The 19,647-nt window shown below is 56.6% G+C and carries 17 protein-coding genes; 9 read left to right on the forward strand and 8 right to left on the reverse strand.

Features of this window, described 5'->3' with window-relative positions:
- Positions 1-166: 166 nt before the first annotated feature.
- Positions 167-1,375 (reverse strand): NAD(P)/FAD-dependent oxidoreductase, encoded by a 1,209-nt coding sequence (locus H5P17_RS18980; RefSeq protein ID WP_182824581.1) that lies wholly within the window; start codon positions 1,373-1,375, stop codon positions 167-169.
- Between the two features lie 145 nt (positions 1,376-1,520).
- Positions 1,521-2,063, reverse strand: a complete 543-nt coding sequence (locus H5P17_RS18985; RefSeq protein WP_044554708.1) for an Rrf2 family transcriptional regulator — start codon at positions 2,061-2,063, stop codon at positions 1,521-1,523.
- A gap of 382 nt (positions 2,064-2,445) precedes the next feature.
- On the opposite strand from H5P17_RS18985, the gene H5P17_RS18990 reads away from it, so the two are divergent.
- Positions 2,446-3,915: a M48 family metallopeptidase gene (locus tag H5P17_RS18990; RefSeq protein WP_182824583.1), complete on the forward strand. Its 1,470-nt coding sequence runs from the start codon at positions 2,446-2,448 to the stop codon at positions 3,913-3,915.
- A gap of 22 nt (positions 3,916-3,937) precedes the next feature.
- The gene (arsC, locus tag H5P17_RS18995; RefSeq protein ID WP_182824585.1) at positions 3,938-4,291 is read left to right on the forward strand and encodes an arsenate reductase (glutaredoxin); all 354 of its coding nucleotides are present in this window, start codon (positions 3,938-3,940) and stop codon (positions 4,289-4,291) included.
- Positions 4,292-4,333: 42 nt separating this feature from the next.
- Here arsC and hda read toward each other — a convergent pair whose 3' ends face one another.
- Positions 4,334-5,035, reverse strand: a complete 702-nt coding sequence (hda, locus tag H5P17_RS19000) for a DnaA inactivator Hda (RefSeq protein WP_044554653.1) — start codon at positions 5,033-5,035, stop codon at positions 4,334-4,336.
- 229 nt (positions 5,036-5,264) lie between these two features.
- On the opposite strand from hda, the gene H5P17_RS19005 reads away from it, so the two are divergent.
- Complete coding sequence (locus tag H5P17_RS19005) at positions 5,265-5,780, forward strand: hypothetical protein (RefSeq protein ID WP_044554652.1); 516 nt, start codon at positions 5,265-5,267, stop codon at positions 5,778-5,780.
- Between the two features lie 29 nt (positions 5,781-5,809).
- On the forward strand, positions 5,810-6,058 hold the full coding sequence (locus H5P17_RS19010) for a GlsB/YeaQ/YmgE family stress response membrane protein (RefSeq protein ID WP_002487967.1): 249 nt from the start codon (positions 5,810-5,812) through the stop codon (positions 6,056-6,058).
- Positions 6,059-6,109: 51 nt separating this feature from the next.
- Here the strand turns inward: H5P17_RS19010 and uraA are convergent, their stop codons facing one another.
- Positions 6,110-7,399 (reverse strand): uracil permease, encoded by a 1,290-nt coding sequence (gene uraA / locus H5P17_RS19015; protein WP_020828071.1) that lies wholly within the window; start codon positions 7,397-7,399, stop codon positions 6,110-6,112.
- Between the two features lie 237 nt (positions 7,400-7,636).
- A complete protein-coding gene (gene upp, locus H5P17_RS19020) occupies positions 7,637-8,263 on the reverse strand; it encodes a uracil phosphoribosyltransferase (RefSeq protein ID WP_020828072.1) in 627 nt (208 codons plus the stop codon).
- Positions 8,264-8,518: 255 nt separating this feature from the next.
- Here upp and purM point away from each other — a divergent pair, with 255 nt between their 5' ends.
- The 3 genes from purM (at position 8,519) to speG (ending at position 10,881) form a co-directional block, all read left to right on the forward strand.
- Positions 8,519-9,559, forward strand: a complete 1,041-nt coding sequence (gene purM, locus H5P17_RS19025; protein ID WP_182824587.1) for a phosphoribosylformylglycinamidine cyclo-ligase — start codon at positions 8,519-8,521, stop codon at positions 9,557-9,559.
- Positions 9,556-10,194, forward strand: coding sequence for a phosphoribosylglycinamide formyltransferase (gene purN, locus H5P17_RS19030; protein ID WP_182824589.1), 639 nt, complete (start codon positions 9,556-9,558; stop codon positions 10,192-10,194). The genes purM and purN overlap by 4 nt, the downstream gene beginning before the upstream one ends.
- Positions 10,195-10,326: 132 nt before the next feature.
- Positions 10,327-10,881: a spermidine N1-acetyltransferase gene (gene speG, locus H5P17_RS19035; protein WP_044554649.1), complete on the forward strand. Its 555-nt coding sequence runs from the start codon at positions 10,327-10,329 to the stop codon at positions 10,879-10,881.
- Positions 10,882-10,962: 81 nt separating this feature from the next.
- On the opposite strand, the gene pstB is transcribed toward speG, so the two are convergent.
- The 3 genes from pstB to H5P17_RS19050 are packed head-to-tail and all read right to left on the reverse strand — an operon-like array spanning position 10,963 to position 15,615.
- Positions 10,963-11,775 (reverse strand): phosphate ABC transporter ATP-binding protein PstB, encoded by an 813-nt coding sequence (gene pstB, locus H5P17_RS19040; RefSeq protein ID WP_044554648.1) that lies wholly within the window; start codon positions 11,773-11,775, stop codon positions 10,963-10,965.
- A 28-nt stretch (positions 11,776-11,803) separates the two neighbouring features.
- Positions 11,804-13,456 (reverse strand): phosphate ABC transporter permease PstA, encoded by a 1,653-nt coding sequence (gene pstA / locus H5P17_RS19045; RefSeq protein ID WP_182824591.1) that lies wholly within the window; start codon positions 13,454-13,456, stop codon positions 11,804-11,806.
- A complete protein-coding gene (locus tag H5P17_RS19050) occupies positions 13,453-15,615 on the reverse strand; it encodes an ABC transporter permease subunit (protein ID WP_182824593.1) in 2,163 nt (720 codons plus the stop codon). Before H5P17_RS19050 ends, pstA begins: the two co-directional genes overlap by 4 nt.
- Positions 15,616-16,011: 396 nt before the next feature.
- Here H5P17_RS19050 and ppk1 point away from each other — a divergent pair, with 396 nt between their 5' ends.
- Entirely contained in the window at positions 16,012-18,075 is a 2,064-nt protein-coding gene (gene ppk1, locus H5P17_RS19055) for a polyphosphate kinase 1 (protein ID WP_044554645.1), read from the forward strand.
- Between the two features lie 10 nt (positions 18,076-18,085).
- Positions 18,086-19,636, forward strand: a complete 1,551-nt coding sequence (ppx, locus tag H5P17_RS19060) for an exopolyphosphatase (protein WP_044554644.1) — start codon at positions 18,086-18,088, stop codon at positions 19,634-19,636.
- Positions 19,637-19,647: the final 11 nt, after the last annotated feature.

The following is a 19,647-nucleotide window of genomic DNA, read 5'->3' on the forward strand; positions in this document are numbered from 1 at the left end:
CAGATTATTGACAAAGGGGGATAAAAGCATGGTTTTTCCCCCTTTGTGTTATCAGCCGAAAATCAATAAATTGATTTTCCTGATTTATTTTCAAAATCTTTGGTGCCTGCCGCCAAACATTATATGTTTGCAGTCTCATGGGAGCGTTTCCGCTCCCATCGGCTATTCAGGGCACAATCACGTAATCGGGATTGGCAACGGCGAACAACGCCTGCCGATCCGCTGCCGGTGGATAAATCCACTGTGTATTGATTTCCTGTTTGATCTTTTTGCCCTCTTCGCGCGTAAAGCGCACCTGACGATCCCAGCCTTCGGTGTAGAGCGCGCCCCAGGGCCCAAGATCAAGACAGGTAACATACTTCGGCTGGCTGTAAGGGTGCAGCGGCAAACCTAACAGTTCCGCAGCAGCATTGTGACCGGCCACGCGCCCCAGACTCATCGCATGCTGACAGGTCATCAGGTTATGATTGCCCAGCTCGTCGGTCGCCGCTTTGACCGTGTCCCCGGTGACAAAAACGCCGTCCATCGCAGGCGCATGCAGGAAAGCATCACCGACAATACGTCCGGCACTGTCGCGCTCACCCGGGATTTGTTCAACCAAGGGATGCGCCCGTACCCCGGCGGCCAAAATCACCGTATCGGTGGCAATGCGCTCACCGCTCGACAAAGTCACGCTGCCTGCGTCAATCCCCGTAACGCGAACCCCGGCTCGAGATTCAACGCCACATTCTTCCAGTGCCTGGCGGATCACCACCGCAGGTTCAGCCCCCATGCCGGCGCCCACTTCGGCCGCCGTATCGACAATCACCACTCGAATATCGACTTGGTTGCCCAAAATGGCACGTAAGCGCATCGGCATTTCAGCGGCGCTTTCCAGCCCGGTAAGCCCCCCGCCGACCACCACCACGGTATTGCGTGCCGGGGTATCCGGTTGAGTCGCCAGCGCTTTTAAATGGGCATCCAGTCGTTGTGCACTTTGCAGCGTATCGACATTAAAACCATGCTCGGCAAAACCGGCAACCGCAGGCACGAACAGTTTGCTGCCGGTTGCCACTACCAGGCGGTCATACGCCAACTGAAGTTTTTTCCCCTCGGTGCTCTCCACCACCAGCGTCTTGTTTTCGCCGTCTATCTGCTCAACCAGACCGGCCAGATGACGAACGCCAATCGCAGCGAGCTGTGCCGAGATGTCCGGACTCATATTTTCCAGTACGGCCTCGTACAATCTTGGGCGGATCGTGACGTTCGGGGTCGGCGAAACCATCGTCACCTCAACGCTCTGTTCCTTACCGGCAAGCGCTACGGCTCGCATGGCGGAGACGGCGGCCCAAAACCCGGCAAAACCAGAACCGGCGATCACTATTTTCTGCGTCATGGAATGACTCCTTCAAATACCTGTTGTCGAGCGCCTGAGGTGTTTTTCAGGCGAATTTTACCGCTCCGCCCCTGAAAAAGGGTGCAGAAGGGTGACCGCCTGTGGCACACAGGCGGGTAAAAACATCAGAGAAATTACGGGGGCGTTATTGCGACTTGACGCGGGCGGGCTTGCCGCTGCGAGTGGTGCGCTCGCTCAGGCGTTCATCAAGCCAGATGTTGACCTCGCCAAAGAACCCTTCTGGCGCCTTGCGCCCAAATCGAGAGGCGACGGTGCCCAGCGTTTGTACCGCCAGCGCATCGCGCATCGCCTTTTCGGCCTGCAGCATCACCGCATGGATCGCACACTTGCCTGATACGGCCCAGTCAGGCGGGCTGTCGTCGAACACTGCGCAGCGACCGCGGACTTCCTGGCAATCGAACAACGGCTTGTGCCCTTCGATGGCATCGATAATTTCCAGGAAGGTGATCTCCTCTGCCGGACGGGCCAGCCGATACCCACCGCGCACGCCTTCGCTGGCGGCGACGATCCCCGCCTTCTCCAGCTTGGGGAAAATCTTGGCCAGGAAACTGGGTGAAATCCCCTGCAATTCCGCGAGATCGCGACTGCTTAGCGCGCGTTGATCCTCGCCGACCAACCAAAGCAAACAGTGGATGCCGTATTCAACGCTGGTAGTGATGTAAGCCATATTAAGTTTGCGCTGCACTCTTGAATTCAATAACGCAGACTATATTAGTCCACGTTTATTCTGTCAATTAAAACACGGACAAACTTTGTCTTTGTTTTTCATGGTGGCGAAAAAAATGCATCGACGAGGCCCAAGGCCGTTGATCGTCAAGGGAAGATCCCTAAGTGAAAATAAAAAATTCTGTTTGATTATTGCCGAACAGAAGTTTCCTTGTCGCTGCCGGCTGACTATGATGTTATCTGCCGGCGGGGCGCCGCAACGCGTGCATTTTTGTGAGCTAACACGCTTTCGCACTGATTGTTCTGGCGAGACCGGAAGCGAAGAAGAACTCTTGTGTGATGCTGACGTCTTAGAAATGACTATTTAAGGGAAAGGCCTGACTATGACCACCCGGTTGACCAAAACAGCGATTGCAATAATGTTGCTCGGCACACTCAACGCCACGGCGCTGGCGCCGGTGCAGGCGGAAACCCAGGATCAACTGCCGGATATGGGCACCTCTGCGGGGGGAACCCTAAGCATTGGCCAGGAACTGGCGATGGGTGATTTCTATGTGCGTCAGCTTCGCGCCAGCGCGCCCCTGATCAACGACCCCCTATTGACTCAATACATTAACCAACTGGGTAACCGGTTGGTGGCGAGCGCCTATTCGGTACGCACGCCGTTTCATTTTTATCTGGTACGCAACGACGAGATCAACGCCTTCGCCTTCTTTGGCGGTAACGTGGTGTTGCACTCAGCCCTGTTCCGCGAAACCGACAACGAAAGCCAACTCGCCTCGGTACTGGCGCACGAAATCTCGCACGTGACTCAACGCCACCTGGCGCGAGCGATGGAAGACCAGCAACGCAACGCCCCGCTGACCTGGGTAGGCGCCCTTGGCTCCATTCTGCTGGCGATGGCCAACCCGACCATGGGGATGGCAGCGTTGAGCGGCACTTTAGCCGGCACCCAGCAAGGCATGATCAGCTTTACCCAATCGAACGAACAGGAAGCCGATCGTATCGGCATACAGGTACTGCAACGCGCCGGGTTCGATCCTGAAGCCATGCCCGACTTTTTGCAGAAGCTGTCCGATCAATCGCGCTACGCCTCCAAACCGCCGGAAATGTTGCTGACCCACCCCCTGCCCGACAGCCGCCTGTCCGATGCACGCAACCGAGCTAACCAGATGCCCAAACACCTGGTGCAGTCCACGCAGGATTATCTGATGGCCAAGGTGCGTTCGCTCGGTATGTACAGCTCAGAGGGGTACGGCCTGCGTGAAGAGCTGCTCGATACTTACAGCAAAGGCAACGTACGCGAACAGATGGCAGCCAAATATGGCCGCGCCATTTTGTTCTATGAGGCCAAAAAGTATGACGACGCCCGCAACATCATTCAGCCACTGCTGACGCAAGATCCGAAAAACGTCTGGCTGATCGATCTGATGACCGATATCGACCTCGGTCAGAAACGTGTGCCGCAGGCGATTGCCCGTCTGCAAGCCGCCAATGCCGCCCAAAGTAACAACCCGGTGCTGCAACTCAACCTGGCCAACGCCTACGTGGAAGGTAACCAACCGGCGCAGGCGTCAAAAATTCTTAACCGTTACACCTTCGCCCATCCGGACGATCCCAACGCCTGGGATCTGCTGGCCCAGGCCAGCGCCGCACAGGGACTGCGCGATGAAGAGCTTTCCGCCCGTGCCGAGAGCCTGGCCCTGACCGGTCGTCTCGACCAGGCCATTGGTTTGCTCAGCAATGCCAGCTCACTGCAAAAACTCGGCAGCCTGAAACAGGCGCGTTATGATGCGCGTATCGACCAGCTGCGCCAGCTACAACAGCGTTTCCGTCAGTACCAGCGCAGCTGATTTTCATAAAGGATGAAGTTAAATGAAAAACGTCACTATTTACCACAACCCGCGCTGCTCCAAGAGCCGTGAAACCCTGGCGCTGTTGGAACAGCATGGCGTGAAGCCTGACGTGGTGCTGTATCTGGAAACGCCGCCGTCGGTAGACCAGTTGAAGAAACTGCTGAAAGAACTGGGGTTCAGTTCCGCACGCGAGCTGATGCGCAAGAAAGAAGATCTGTACAAGGATTTGAAGCTGGCGGATGAAAACCTGAGCGAAGCCCAACTGTTGCAGACGATGGTGGACAATCCAAAGCTGATTGAGCGTCCTATCGTGGTCAAAGGCACCCAGGCACGTATCGGCCGACCGCCAGAACAGGTGCTGGAGATTTTGTGAGTTTAGCCAGGGCGCTCGTTTAGAGTGCCCGAAATGGCTCTGCTACAGCCCGAGGATCTCTTTCACAAACGGGATAGTCAGCTTGCGTTGGGCGGTGATCGAGGCGTGATCGAGTTGATCCAGGGTCATAAACAAGGTACGCATTTCGCGATCCAGCCGCTTGAGCAGGAAACGACCGACGTCTTCCGGCAGTTCAAAGCCGCGCAGTTTGCCACGCAGTTGCAGGGCCAGCAGTTTTTCTTCATCCGACAGCGGCTGTAACTTGTAGATTTGCCCCCAGTCCAGGCGTGAAGCCAGGTCCGGCAGGTTCAGATTCAATTGGCGCGGCGGCCGATCGCCGGTGATGAACAGGCGCGTGCGGCCTGTTTCCAGAATGCGGTTGTAGAGATTAAAGATCGCCATTTCCCACTCTTCGTCACCGGCGATGCATTCGATATTGTCGATGCATACCAGCGCCAGCTGCTCCATCCCGTCCAAGACTTCCGGCACGAAATAAGCGCGCTTGTCCAACGGCACATAACCCACTGCTTCACCGCGCTGCGAAAGCTCCGCACAGGCCGCATGCAACAGGTGACTGCGCCCACCGCCCTCGCGTGACCAGAAATAGATATAGCTGCCATGTTCCTGACGAACGGCGGACTGGATCGCGCTCAATAGGGATGGGTTCTCCCCCGGATAAAAACTGGCAAAAGTCTCATCATCGGGAAGATAAAGTGGCAGTGAAAGCTGTGCCGGCGTATTCAGAAAAGCACCTCAACCAAAACTGGCAGGAAAACGCGGTCAGTCTATCACAGAAAACAGGCTCTGTTGAACCGGCAGGATTTTATGCCGTAATAGTGAACAACGATCGCCGATAAAGTTAAATTTCTCTACGGCCAGCGTCAGTGAAATTTGTATTTTATCTAACACTTATCCTAGTATAGAAAGGCGAAACGCAATCTCCTTAAACAAGGTTTCTACAAGGATATAGACAATGAAAGTATGGAATAAAGTGCTTTTGGCCTCAATCATTGGGCTATTGCTTGCCGGCTGCGATGACTCATCCAAGGTCGACGCCAATCTTGAAAAAGCCAAAGACAGCGCCGAGCAGATGAAAGATGCCGCACAGAAAAAAGCGGACGATCTGACCGATAAAGCCGCCGCGGTGGCCAAAGACATCAAACAAGAGGCCACCACTCAGGCCGATCAATTGAAAGACAAGGCCTCGGCGATTAAAGACGATGCCGCCAAGCAGGCAGATGCCATCACCAATGATGCGAAAGCCAAGGCTGACGCCATCAAAGAAGATGCCAGCAAGCAAAGCCAGCAGTTGGTCGATCAGGCTAAAACCATTAAGAACGATGCCATTAATGGTGCCAACGATCTGACCGAGCAGGCCAAAGCGAAAACCGAAGCGATTAAAAACAGCGCTGAGAATAAAGCGGAAGAATTAAAAAGTGATGCCGATGCAGCAGGGAAAGAAAATACCCCGCCGGCCGCACAACAATAATACTTAGCAGCAAAAGAAAGGAGCAGTAAATGGGGATTATTTCCTGGATTATCTTCGGTCTGATCGCCGGTATTTTAGCCAAGTGGATTATGCCAGGCAAAGACGGCGGCGGTTTTATTCTGACCGTCGTCCTGGGTATCGTCGGTGCCGTGGTTGGGGGCTATATCAGCACCTTCTTTGGCTACGGCAGAGTTGACGGTTTCAACTTCGGCAGCTTCGTGGTGGCGGTGATTGGCGCTATCGTGGTGCTGTTTGTATACCGTAAAATCCGCAGTTAATTTATTGCACATCAACAAAACGGGCAGCCCATTGGCTGCCCGTTTTCCTTACTACTTCTGCTCGGCCGACTCGTCCGGCGCTTCGATCACTTCTTCTTCCTTGCGGTACAGGCTGATGACCTTAAACAGCAGGCTGAGCCCGATGCCGACGATGGTCGCCAGCGCCATGCCTTTCAACTCGGCAGCACCGATGTGCACCTTGGCCCCGCTGACGCCGATAATCAGGATCACCGAGGTCAGGATCAGGTTTTGCGCCTTGTTGTAATCCACTTTGGATTCAATCAGCACACGAATACCTGACGCACCGATTACCCCGTACAGCAGCAGAGAGACCCCGCCCATCACCGGTACCGGCACCGCCTGGATAGCCGCCGCCAGTTTACCGACGCAGGACAGCAGAATAGCCAGAACCGCCGCGCCGCCGATCACCCAGGTGCTGTAAACCTTGGTAATGGCCATTACGCCGATATTCTCACCGTAGGTGGTGTTTGGCGTTGAGCCGAAGAAGCCGGAAATCACCGTCGAGATGCCATTGGCAAACATCGAGCGGTGCAGGCCTGGGTCACGGAGCAGGTCTTTTTTGACGATATTCGCGGTCACCACCAGGTGGCCAACGTGCTCGGCGATCACCACCAGCGCCGCCGGCAGGATGGTGAAGATGGCGAACCATTCAAAACGCGGGGTGTAGAACGTCGGCAGCGCGAACCAGTGCGCCTCGCGGATCGGGGTCAGATCCACCACGCCCATAAAGAACGACAGCGCATACCCTACCAGCACGCCAATCAGGATCGGGATAATCGCCAGAAAACCGCGGAACAGCACGGAACCCAGGATGGTCACGCCCAGCGTCACCAGCGAGATAGTGATGGTAGTGGTGTCTGCGCTGACGCCGTCAGCCGGCAGCAAGCCCGCCATGTTCGCCGCCACACCGGCCAATTCCAGGCCGATGACCGCCACAATCGCCCCCATCGCCGCCGGAGGGAAAATGACGTCCAGCCAGCCGGTACCGGCTTTTTTAACCAGCAACGCGACCAGGCAAAACAGCACCCCGCACATGATAAAACCGCCCAACGCCACTTCATAACCCAACGGCAACAGCAGCAGCACCGGGGAAATGAACGCAAAGCTGGAGCCGAGATAGGCCGGGATCTTGCCCTTGCAGATAAACAGGTACAGCAAGGTTCCGACGCCGTTAAACAGCAACACCGTCGCCGGGTTAATCTTGAACAAAATAGGCACCAGCACGGTCGCGCCAAACATGGCGAACAGGTGTTGGAAGCTGAGCGGAATAGTCTGGAGTAGCGGCGGGCGTTCGCTTACGCCTATCACGCGACGGGTCATGGATGTTTTTCCTCTAATGACTTTTCGAGTTTTACCCTATGTATTTCAAGTTGCAGCCAGGCGCCCGGCTCGCTCATCTCCAGGTATTGTAGGGGCGCCGCATGCTGCGCCCGCATTAATCGGGGCGAATTTATTCGCCCCCTACAGTAACTGGGGTGAGCTAGTGCAGGTAACAACGCTGTAGCTTGAAAGACGACGAGCATTAAAAAGCCGACTCATCAGTCGGCTTATTTTTGTTTATTTGGTACCAAATATCTTGTCGCCCGCATCACCCAGGCCCGGTACGATGTAGCCCTTCTCGTTCAGGCATTGATCGATGGAGGCGGTGTACAGCTCGACGTCCGGGTGCGCTTTCTCCAGCGCGGCGATCCCTTCCGGCGCGGCAACCAACACCAGCACTTTGATGCTGTTGCAGCCGGCTTTCTTCAGCAGATCGATAGTGGCGATCATCGAGCCGCCGGTCGCCAGCATAGGGTCGACAACCAGTGCCAAACGCTCTTCGATGTTGGACACCAGCTTTTGGAAATACGGTACCGGCTCCAGGGTTTCTTCGTCACGGTAAACGCCAACCACGCTGATACGCGCGCTAGGTACGTTTTCCAGTACCCCTTCCATCATGCCCAGACCGGCACGAAGAATAGGCACAACGGTAATTTTTTTCCCTTTAATCTGGTCTATTTCAACCGGGCCGCACCAGCCATCGATGGTGACTTTCTCTGTTTCCAGATCGGCGGTCGCTTCATAGGTCAGCAAACTACCCACTTCTGAGGCCAGCTCACGGAAGCGTTTGGTGCTGATATCATTTTCACGCATCAGGCCAAGCTTGTGTTTCACCAGCGGGTGTTTCACCTCAACGATCTTCATCATTTTTCTCCTATTAAGGTGGTTTACGGCCAAAAAAATCGCCGGATTATACCTCCTTTTGCCGACTGCGCCACCCACAATAGCCCGATCGGGATCAACAAAAGTTTGAATAACAGTATAGATGACGAAAAAGCGGAGCTGGCTCACAAGCCACTCGCAAACGTTTGCCTGCGCTGTTAGAATTGCCGCGCCTTATTCCGGAATCAATGCCGGAAGCACAGTATTCAAACCGCAAACCGTCGTGGGGATCGCGCAGTGACCGACAAAACCTCTCTCAGCTATAAAGACGCAGGTGTCGATATCGATGCTGGCAATGCATTGGTAGACCGCATCAAAGGTGTAGTAAAACAGACCCGCCGCCCGGAAGTGATGGGTGGTCTGGGCGGTTTTGGCGCCCTGTGTGCGTTGCCGCAGAAATACCGCGAGCCGATACTGGTTTCCGGTACCGACGGCGTAGGCACCAAGCTGCGTCTGGCGATGGACCTGAAACGACACGACACCATCGGCATCGATCTGGTCGCAATGTGTGTGAACGACCTGGTGGTTCAGGGCGCTGAGCCGCTGTTCTTCCTCGATTACTTTGCCACCGGCAAGCTGGACGTGGACACCGCGGCCAGCGTGATCACCGGCATCGCCGAAGGCTGTAAGCAGTCCGGCTGTGCTCTGGTGGGCGGTGAAACCGCTGAAATGCCGGGCATGTACCACGGTGAAGACTATGACGTGGCCGGCTTTTGCGTCGGCGTGGTCGAAAAGTCCGAGATTATCGACGGCAGCAAGGTGCAGTCCGGTGACGCACTGATCGCCCTGGGCGCTTCAGGCCCACATTCCAACGGCTACTCGCTGGTACGCAAAATTCTGGAAGTCAGCAACACCGACCCAACCACTACCGTTCTGGAAGGCAAACCGCTGGCGGACCACCTGCTGGCGCCGACCAAGATTTACGTGAAATCGGTGCTGGAGCTGATCGAGAAAATCGACGTGCACGCTATCGCCCACCTGACCGGTGGCGGCTTCTGGGAAAACATCCCGCGCGTGCTGCCGAAAGGCATGCAGGCCGTGATCGAAGAATCCAGCTGGCAATGGCCGGCCGTCTTCAACTGGCTGCAGCAAAACGGCAACGTCAGCCGTTACGAAATGTACCGCACCTTTAACTGTGGCGTGGGCATGGTGATCGCACTGCCGGAAGAAGCCGTGGAACCCGCCATCGCATTGTTGACCGCAGCCGGTGAAAAAGCGTGGAAGATCGGTAAACTGACCGCTTCTTCTGACGAACAACAAGTGGTCATCAACGGATGAAAAAGATCGTGGTGTTGGTCTCCGGCCAGGGGAGTAATCTCCAGGCGCTGATTGACGCCTGCCAGCAGGGCAGAATTGCCGGCAAGATTGTGGCGGTGTTCAGCAACAGGGCGCAGGCTTACGGTTTGCAACGTGCAGAAGCGGCAGGTATTGCCGCTCATGCGCTGGACGCCAAGGCCTTTGCCGACCGGGCCGCGTTTGACGCCGCCCTGGCGGATGCCATCGACCAATACCAACCGGATCTGGTGGTGCTGGCCGGTTACATGCGCATTCTCAGCTCGCAGTTCGTGCAGCGCTATGCCGGACGCATGCTGAATATCCACCCTTCCCTGCTGCCCAAATACCCTGGGCTGCATACTCACCGTCAGGCCATCGACAACGGCGACAGCGAACACGGCACTTCGGTGCACTTCGTGACCGAACAGCTCGACGGCGGCCCGGTGATCCTGCAGGCCAAGGTGCCAATCTTCCCCGGTGACGAGGAAGACGAGGTGGTTGAACGGGTACAGGCTCAGGAACATACCCTTTACCCGCTGGTGGTGAACTGGTTTGTCGAAGGCCGCCTGGCGATGCGCGATAACGCCGCCTGGCTGGATGGCGAGCGCTTGCCCGAGCAAGGGCATGCGGCAGACTAAAGCGCCAATCTGAATCCTTGCTAAACGGTGCCGCTCACGGCGCCGTTTTTTTTTCGCCGCACCCCATCTCCGACGTTATACTTGCCCACAGTGGCAACCGCCCCCTATCTATAACGACATTAAGGAACCCCCATGTCCAGCACTACCAACGTCAGGCTACGCCCACTGGAACGGGATGATTTGACGTTTGTCCATCAGATGGACAACAACGCCAGCGTGATGCGCTACTGGTTTGAAGAACCCTACGAAGCCTTCGTAGAACTCTCCGATCTTTACGACAAACATATCCACGACCAGAGCGAACGCCGCTTTATCATCGAACACCAGGGTGCCAAGGTCGGGCTGGTTGAACTGGTGGAGATCGACCATATCCACCGCCGCGCGGAATTCCAGATCATCATCGACCCGACGCATCAGGGCAAAGGCTACGCCACTATCGCCGCCAAGCTGGCGATGGATTACGGTTTCTCGGTACTGAACCTGTACAAGTTGTACCTGATCGTCGACAAGGAAAACCCGAAGGCTATCCACATCTACAGCAAGCTGGGCTTTGAAGTCGAAGGTGAGCTGATTGACGAATTTTTCGTTAACGGCGAATACCGTACCGTGCTGCGCATGTGCATCTTCCAGCCGCAGTACATGGCGAAATTCAAAACCGCCGCCAGCGATAAACCTTTGGTTAAGTGACAACAAAAAACCCGCGAAAGCGGGTTTTTACCATCATGATGTTTGGGCTTTTCCCAACGACAGGAAAAGACAGCTGCGGCATCAACCATAGCGCCCGGTAATATAATCCTCGGTGCGGCGCTGGCGTGGTGAAGTAAAGATATCGTCGGTGTCGTTGTATTCCACCAATCGGCCCTGGTGAATAAACGCCGTGTAATCCGATACGCGTGCCGCCTGCTGCATGTTGTGCGTCACCAGCACCACGCTGTACTGCTGCTTCAGCGCGGAAATCAGCTCTTCAATGGTCAATGTGGAGATCGGATCCAGCGCCGAGGTCGGCTCATCCAGCAGCAGCACTTCCGGCTCGATGGCTATCGCCCGTGCAATCACCAACCTTTGCTGCTGACCGCTGGAAAGACGAAACGCATTCTCGCGCAGCCGGTCTTTCACTTCATGCCACAGCGCGGCGGCACGCAGCGAACGCTCCACTGCCTCATCAAGGATCCGTCGGTCACGTACGCCCTGCAGACGCAGGCCGTAAACCACGTTTTCATAAATCGATTTCGGGAAGGGGTTTGGCCGTTGGAATACCATACCGACCCGCCGTCTTAACGCCGCAACGTCAATCTGTGCGCCGCCAATACTTTGACCGTTCAGTTGCAAATCGCCTTCAATCCGGCAGTTGTCCACCAAATCGTTCATGCGGTTGAAACAGCGCAGCAGCGTGGATTTACCGCAGCCGGACGGGCCGATCAGCGCCGTCACCCGGTGCTTGGGAATACGCAGCGAGATACCGTGCAGCACCTGTTTTTCGCCATAAAACAGGTTGAGGTCGTTAACCGCCAGCGCGGTATGTTCATCATCAAGGTGCTGGACATCCAACCGGGGCAAACTGCCTGGCGTCATCAAACTCATTAGGCACTCCCCAAGAATAACATCGTTGTTACTGCGACCATGCTCTGTACCGCTCCCTCAGCGAATGGCGAATGCCCATCGCCGCCAGATTCAAGCCCACCACAATCGCCACCAGCAGGAAGGCAGTGGCGAACACCAGCGGCCGGGCAGCCTCCACGCTCGGGCTCTGGAAAGCCATATCGTAGATCTGGAAGCTCAGGTGCATAAACTTCCGCTCCAGATGCAGATACGGGAAAATATCATCTACCGGCAGCACCGGCACGGATTTCACAACACCCACCAGCATTAATGGTGCCGTCTCCCCGGCGGCGCGCGCCACCGCCAGGATCAGACCGGTCATCATCGCCGGCGCCGCCATCGGCAACACAATACGCCACAGCGTTTCCGCCCGGCTGGCACCCAACGCCAACGAGCCCTGGCGCAACGAAGCAGGAATGCGCGACAGCCCCTCTTCGGTAGCGACAATCACCACCGGCAACGTCAACAACGCCAGCGTCAAGGCAGCCCACAGCACGCCCGGCGTGCCGAAGGTCGGGTTAGGCAACGACTCCGGGTAGAACAGCTGATCGAGCGTGCCGCCAATCATATAGACGAAGAAACCAAGGCCAAACACGCCATAGACAATCGACGGCACGCCGGCCAGATTAACCACGGCGATGCGGATCAGCCGCGTCAGCAGATTATTGCCTGCGTATTCATGCAGGTAAACGGCGGCAATCACGCCAAACGGCATCACCACGATCGACATCAGGATCACCATCAGCACCGTGCCGAAAATCGCCGGGAATACGCCGCCTTCGGTATTGGCCTCTCGCGGGCTGTCGCTGAGGAATTTCTTCACCTGTTCACCCCAGTGCACCAGCTTTTGCGTGGTATTCATCGCGTTGGGGTACCAGGCATCGCGCACCTGGCTTAGCGCAATGGTATGGGTCTGGCCGTGCATGTCACGCAGCAACAGCGCATCACGGTGGCGATCGCGGTTCAAGCCTTCCAGACGATCGGAAAGCAACCGATATTGACGTTGCAGTTCCAGCCGCTCGGCATTGATTGACGCCTGTGCGCGGGCGTCTAGCTTATCTTCCCGCAGCAAGCTTTTCTCTCGCAGACGCAGCGTATCGAACCGCTGGTTAATGCGCGCCATATCGCGAAACTGAATATCATGGGCCTGACGCGAAAGCGCGGCAATCTGCGGCAAACGCTGCAGCAGCGCCTGGCTAAGATTACGGCCGGTCAGCGGCTGACCATCCTCCAGCATACCGGCCAGATAACCGTAGGCGGTGCCGTTGTTATTACGTTCCAGCACCAGCAGATCGCGCGGCGTGCTTTGGCGAACAATGTCACCGGCCAGCAGCGTACGGAAGTCTTGTCCTTCACTCTCGCGGTTGCCCACCTTGATCAGATAGCGCTCAAAACTCTGCGCATTCCCCGGCGGCAGTGCGATACCGGACTCCAGCAGTTGACGGCGCGGGATGCTTTGCTGCTGATACAGCTCGCCGACCATCGTCACCGGCCCTGCGGCGCTCTGATTCAGCTCAAACTGGTAGACCGGGCTGGGCCAGAAATAGCGCATCCCCTGCCCGGCCAACAGCAGCATAATGCCGATCAGCGCCAACAGGCTGACGGCCACCGACCCGGCGGTCAGCCAGATCCACGGCGAACCGCTCTTCACCCAACGCTTCATGCCGCCTCCTGGTTCAGGGTATAGCGCTCACGCAGCCGCAGTCGGATCGCCTCCGCCAGCGTGTTGAAGACAAAGGTGAAAATAAACAGCACCAGTGCAGTAAGGAACAGCACCCGGTAATGGCTGCTGCCGGCGACCGCTTCCGGCATTTCTATGGCGATATTGGCCGCCAGGGCACGCAGGCCCTGGAACAGGCTGCCGTCGATAACCGGCGTGTTACCGGTCGCCATCAGTACAATCATGGTTTCCCCCACCGCGCGGCCAAAGCCAATCATCAGCGCCGAGAAAATGCCGGCGCTGGCCGAAGGCAATACCACGCGCATCACGGTTTGCCACTGGGTGGCCCCCAACGCCAGCGACCCTTGGCTCAGGGTTGCCGGTACGCTGAACAACGCGTCCTCCGCCAGCGAGAAAATAATCGGCACTAACGCAAAGCCCATCGCCACGCCAACCACCAGCGCATTGCGCTGGTCATAATCATCGCCCAGCCAGAAATGCAGGGGCTCGCCGAACAGCTTCACTTCCAGCCAGGGCCCCACGCTAAACGCCAGCCAGACGGTCAATACGATCAGCGGCAACAGGATCAGCAGATCGACGCCCGGCGGCAGACGCCGCGACGCAAACCGGTTCATCAGCGCACCGCAGGCCAGCACCACCGCCGCCAACAGCAAGGGCAGCGACAACACCGCCAGCAGGTAATATTCAATCACCGGCGCCAGCCAGATGCCGGCCACCAGCCCGATCACCACCGTCGGCAAGGCCCCCATCACCTCAATCGCCGGCTTAATCACCCGCCGCAGTCCGGCCGACATGAAATAGGCGGTATAAATCGCCCCGGCCAGCGCCAGCGGAATGGCGAACAGCATGGCATAGGCCGCGGCCTTGAAGGTGCCAAAGATCACCGGCATCAGGCTGAATTTGGCCTGGTAGCTGTCCTCGCCAGAGGTGGATTGCCAGACATAGGCCGGTTCGGGGTAATTTTCGTACCACACCTTGTGCCACAGCGAGCGCCAGGTGACGTCAGGGTAAGGGTTATCGATCGCATAATGTTGCCAGCCCTGTGCCGTTTCCAGCAGCAGGCCGTCACCGCGTGGAGCGAACGCCATCTGCTGTACCCCGGCGCTCAGCCTGCCGTTCAACAGCGGCTGCGGCTGGATGCTGGAAAACAGCGAGAAACCGCCGTCCGGTCTCAGGGTGGCGAACACCCGGCGATAAGGTTCGGCCACCAGCAAATCCTGCGGCTCGGACTGGTGGTCGAAATGCTGCACCGGCGTCAGTTGCCAGCGCCGATCTTTTTCGACATCAAACCATTCGCGTACGCTGCCGTCAGGCGCTTCGATCAGCAACGCGCTGCCGCCAGGCAACGCCGTCAGTTGATAAGGAGAATGTTCGCCAAGCGTACGCGTTTCTTTTAGCTGCAGCTGCGTGTCGTTAATTTGGTAGCGCGCCAGCCGATTCCCCGCCAGCAGGTACAATTGGCGACCGTCGGGCGTCAACACCAGCTGCTGCACCGTACTGCCCAGCGTGATCTCACTTAGCTGCGGCGGGTGGTCGCTGCCGAAACGGCCAAACACCAGTCGGCGATCTTCGGTCACACCGGCCAGAAGGTACTGCCCACGTCGCGCCTCGGCCAACGCCAGCAGCGTTAACGCACGCCCCTGTTTATCCAACGTCAGCGCTCGTTGCCCAAGCGGGAACAACCACTGCGGTGCCGATGCCCCGGCTGCTGCGAAGTCCGCGCTGGCGACGATAAACCGGCCGTCGGCCTGTGCCAAAGCAAACAGATCGCGTTCGCCAGCTGCCTGAGCCAGTAGTTTCGGTTTGGCCAGCAGCGTCTGTTGCGTCAGAGGATGGGCGTTCTGCTGCGTCAGAGGGTAGAACTGCCCCTGCCCCTGCGCATCGATGCGGTAGCCTATCCGTTGCTGCACATCCATACCCAGCGCCAGTGCAGGCGCGGAAGCGGCGATCGCCAGCGGCTTCGCCTGCCCCATCGCCGCCGGTTTAAACAGCGGCAGCACCGCAAACAGCAGGTAAACGAAGATCAGCATCAGCGTCATCAACACCAGCAGCCCGCTGACGGTAACCGCCGCCTGAACGCTACAGTCGATGCGCGCGCGCAGGCGATCCCGGGGATGTTGGTTTACCGTAGTTTGTGCCATGTCTCTCGCTGTCGCTGATGTAAGCAGGCTTGCGCCATAGAATAACCGGGCATCTTATGTCAGTTTTGTGACGTTTGCATGACAAAGTTGCCTACCACTCATATCGAATTTAACGCTGCTTATCAGCATTATTAACCCTATATATTGCTGAGAAATGATGGCAAAGCCGATCATCTGTAGAGATATTTGGCATTATTGTCTTCATTTTATAGCGCTCCGAAATAACCCACGACCCGGATGCCGCAGAGAATATTTTTACGCCTTAAAATGCCTCGCCCCAAGGTAATGGATATGTTGGACTTTCCTGTCAATCTCTCGCAATAATGATGAAGGACACTAGAGCGGCATCCGGGCGCTGCGTCCCGGATCCTTTTCTAAAATTGAACTGGAGTGGCAATGGGTCAGGAAAAGCTCTACATCGAAAAAGAACTAAGCTGGTTATCCTTTAATGAACGCGTGTTGCAGGAAGCCGCAGATAAGAGCAATCCCCTGATTGAGCGCATGCGTTTTCTGGGCATTTACTCCAATAACCTTGACGAGTTCTATAAGGTCCGCTTTGCCGATCTCAAACGACGCATTCTGATCAGCGAAGAACAGGGCTCTGGCGGGGCTTCACGCCATCTGCTGAAAAAGATCCAGGCCAAGGTATTAAAAACCGATCAAGAATTCGACAGCCTGTATAACGATTTGCTGCTGGAAATGGCACGCAACCAGATCTTCCTGATCAACGAACGTCAGGTGTCGGAAAACCAGCAAATCTGGCTGCGGCAATACTTCAAGCAGCATTTGCGCCAGCACATCACGCCGATCCTGATCAACAATGAAACCAACCTGGTGCAGTTCCTGAAAGACGATTACACCTATCTGGCGGTGGAGATTATCCGCGGCACGCGTATCGATTACGCGCTGCTGGAGATCCCGTCCGACAAGGTGCCGCGCTTCGTCAACCTGCCGCCAGAAGCCCCTCGCCGCCGCAAGCCGATGATCCTGCTGGATAACATTCTTCGCTACTGCCTGGACGATATCTTCAAGGGCTTTTTCGATTACGACGCGCTCAACGCCTATTCGATGAAAATGACCCGCGATGCGGAATACGATCTGGTTACCGAGATGGAATCCAGCCTGCTGGAACTGATGTCTTCCAGCCTGAAGCAGCGCCTGACCGCCGAGCCGGTACGCTTTGTTTATCAGCGCGACATGCCCAATGAAATGGTGGAACTGCTGCGCGGCAAGCTCGGTATTTCCAACTATGATTCGGTCATTGCCGGCGGCCGTTACCATAACTTCAAAGACTTCATCGGTTTTCCGAACGTCGGCAAGGCCAACCTGGTCAACAAACCGCTGCCGCGCCTGCGCCATACCTGGTTCGAAAAATTCCGCAACGGCTTCGACGCCATTCGCGAGCACGACGTGCTGCTTTACTACCCGTACCACACCTTTGAACACGTGCTGGAGCTGGTACGCCAGGCGTCGTTCGACCCCAGCGTGCTGGCGATCAAAATCAACATTTACCGCGTGGCAAAAGACTCGCGCATTATCGAGTCGATGATCCACGCCGCCCATAACGGCAAAAAAGTCACGGTGGTGGTAGAGCTGCAGGCGCGCTTTGATGAAGAGGCCAACATCCACTGGGCCAAGCGCCTGACGGAAGCCGGGGTGCACGTCATTTTCTCCGCGCCTGGCTTGAAAATTCACGCCAAACTGTTCCTGATCTCACGCCGTGAAGGCGACGAGATTGTGCGCTATGCTCATATCGGTACCGGTAACTTTAACGAGAAAACCGCGCGCATTTACACTGACTATTCATTGCTGACCGCCGACGCACGCATCACTAACGAAGTACGTCGGGTGTTCAACTTTATCGAAAACCCGTACCGGCCGGTCACCTTCGACAACCTGATGGTGTCGCCGCAGAACTCGCGTCTGAAACTGTATGAGTTGATCGACAACGAAATTGCCAACGCCGAAGCCGGGCATCCGGCCGGCATTATGCTGAAAATCAACAATCTGGTGGATAAAGGGCTGGTAGATCGGTTATATACCGCCTCCGGCGCCGGCGTAAAAATCCGCCTGTTGGTGCGCGGGATGTGTTCTTTGATTCCCAACCTGCCGGGGATCAGTGACAATATTCAGATAATCAGCATCGTCGACCGTTATCTGGAACACGATCGGGTTTACGTTTTCGAAAACAAAGGTGACAAACTGGTTTATCTGTCCTCTGCCGACTGGATGACCCGTAACATAGATTACCGCATCGAAGTCGCGGTCTCGCTGCTGGATCCAACGCTGAAACAACGGGTTCTGGATATTCTGGAAATCCTGTTCAGCGACACGGTCAAAGCGCGTTACCTCGATAAAGAACTGAGCAACCAGTACGTGCCGCGCGGCAACCGCCGCAAAGTCCGTTCTCAGGTTGCCATTTACGAGTATTTAAAAGCTCTGGAACAACCAGGACAGTAGGCCAGCAACTATGCCGCTAAAAAGCACTGCAACGAACAAACCGCAGGAAATCGCTGCCATCGACCTCGGGTCGAACAGCTTCCACATGGTGATTGCCCGCGTCGTCAATGGCGCCTTACAGGTATTGGGGCGTTTAAAACAGCGGGTCCACCTCGCCGATGGATTGGACAGCAACAATGTGCTCAGTGAAGAGGCAATAGAACGTGGCCTGGCTTGCCTGGCGCTGTTTGCCGAACGGCTGCAAGGTTTCCCGGCGGATAACGTCACCATCGTCGGTACCCATACCTTGCGCCAGGCGGTGAACGCTGAAGTGTTCCTCAAGCGTGCCGCCAAAGTGATCCCCTACCCGATCGAAATCATCGCCGGGCAGGAAGAAGCGCGTCTGATCTTTATGGGCGTGGAACATACCCAACCGGAAAAAGGCCGCAAGCTGGTGATCGACATCGGCGGCGGTTCAACCGAACTGGTGATCGGCGAAGATTTTGAACCCCTGCTGGCGGAAAGTCGCCGCATGGGCTGCGTCAGCTTCGCCCAACAGTTCTTCCCTGGCGGGGAAATCAGCAAAAACAACTTCAAACGCGCACGTCTGGCGGCAGCACAGAAGCTGGAAACGCTGGCCTGGCAGTACCGTATTCAGGGCTGGCAATATGCTCTGGGCGCGTCGGGCACCATCAAGGCCGCGCACGAAGTGCTGGTGGCGATGGGCGAAAAGGACGGTCTGATCACCCTCGAGCGGCTGGAAATGATGGCGGAGCAGGTGCTGCAGTTTAAAAACTTCAGCGCAATGAGCCTGCCGGGGCTGTCGGAAGACCGCCAGTCGGTGTTTGTGCCGGGCTTAGCCATCCTGTGCGGCGTGTTCGATGCGTTGGCGATCCGCGATCTGCGCCTTTCCGACGGTGCGCTGCGCGAAGGCGTGCTGTACGAGATGGAGGGCCGTTTCCGTCATCAGGACATTCGCAGCCGCACCGCCAAGAGCCTGGCCGATCACTACAATATCGACCGCGAGCAGGCAAAACGGGTGCTGGATACCACCGAATTGCTGTATGCGCAATGGATGGCCCAGAACACCAAGCTGGCGAACCCACAGTTGGAAGCCTTGCTGAAGTGGGCCGCGATGCTGCACGAAGTGGGGTTGAGCATTAACCACAGCGGCATGCATCGCCATTCGGCTTACATTCTGCAAAACACCAACCTGCCGGGCTTCAATCAGGAGCAGCAGTTGCTGTTGGCGGCGCTGGTGCGCTTCCATCGCAAAGGCATCAAGCTGGAAGAACTGCCGCGCCTGAACCTGTTCAAGAAAAAGCATTACCTGCCGCTGATCCAACTGTTGCGCCTGAGTACCCTGCTCAACAACCAGCGCCAGTCGACCACCACGCCGGAAACGCTACGCCTGAGCACCGACGATAACCACTGGACGCTGCGCTTCCCGGCCGGTTATCTGGCGCTGAACAACCTGGTACAACTGGATCTCGAACGTGAACAGGCCTACTGGAACGACGTCGTGGGCTGGAAACTGATTTGCGAAGAGGAAGGTTCGCAAGACGAGCAGCGCTCTGCCTGAGTCTGTTGCCC

This window comes from Serratia sp. OS31, from assembly GCF_014164835.1.
Lineage (GTDB): Bacteria > Pseudomonadota > Gammaproteobacteria > Enterobacterales > Enterobacteriaceae > Serratia > Serratia liquefaciens_A.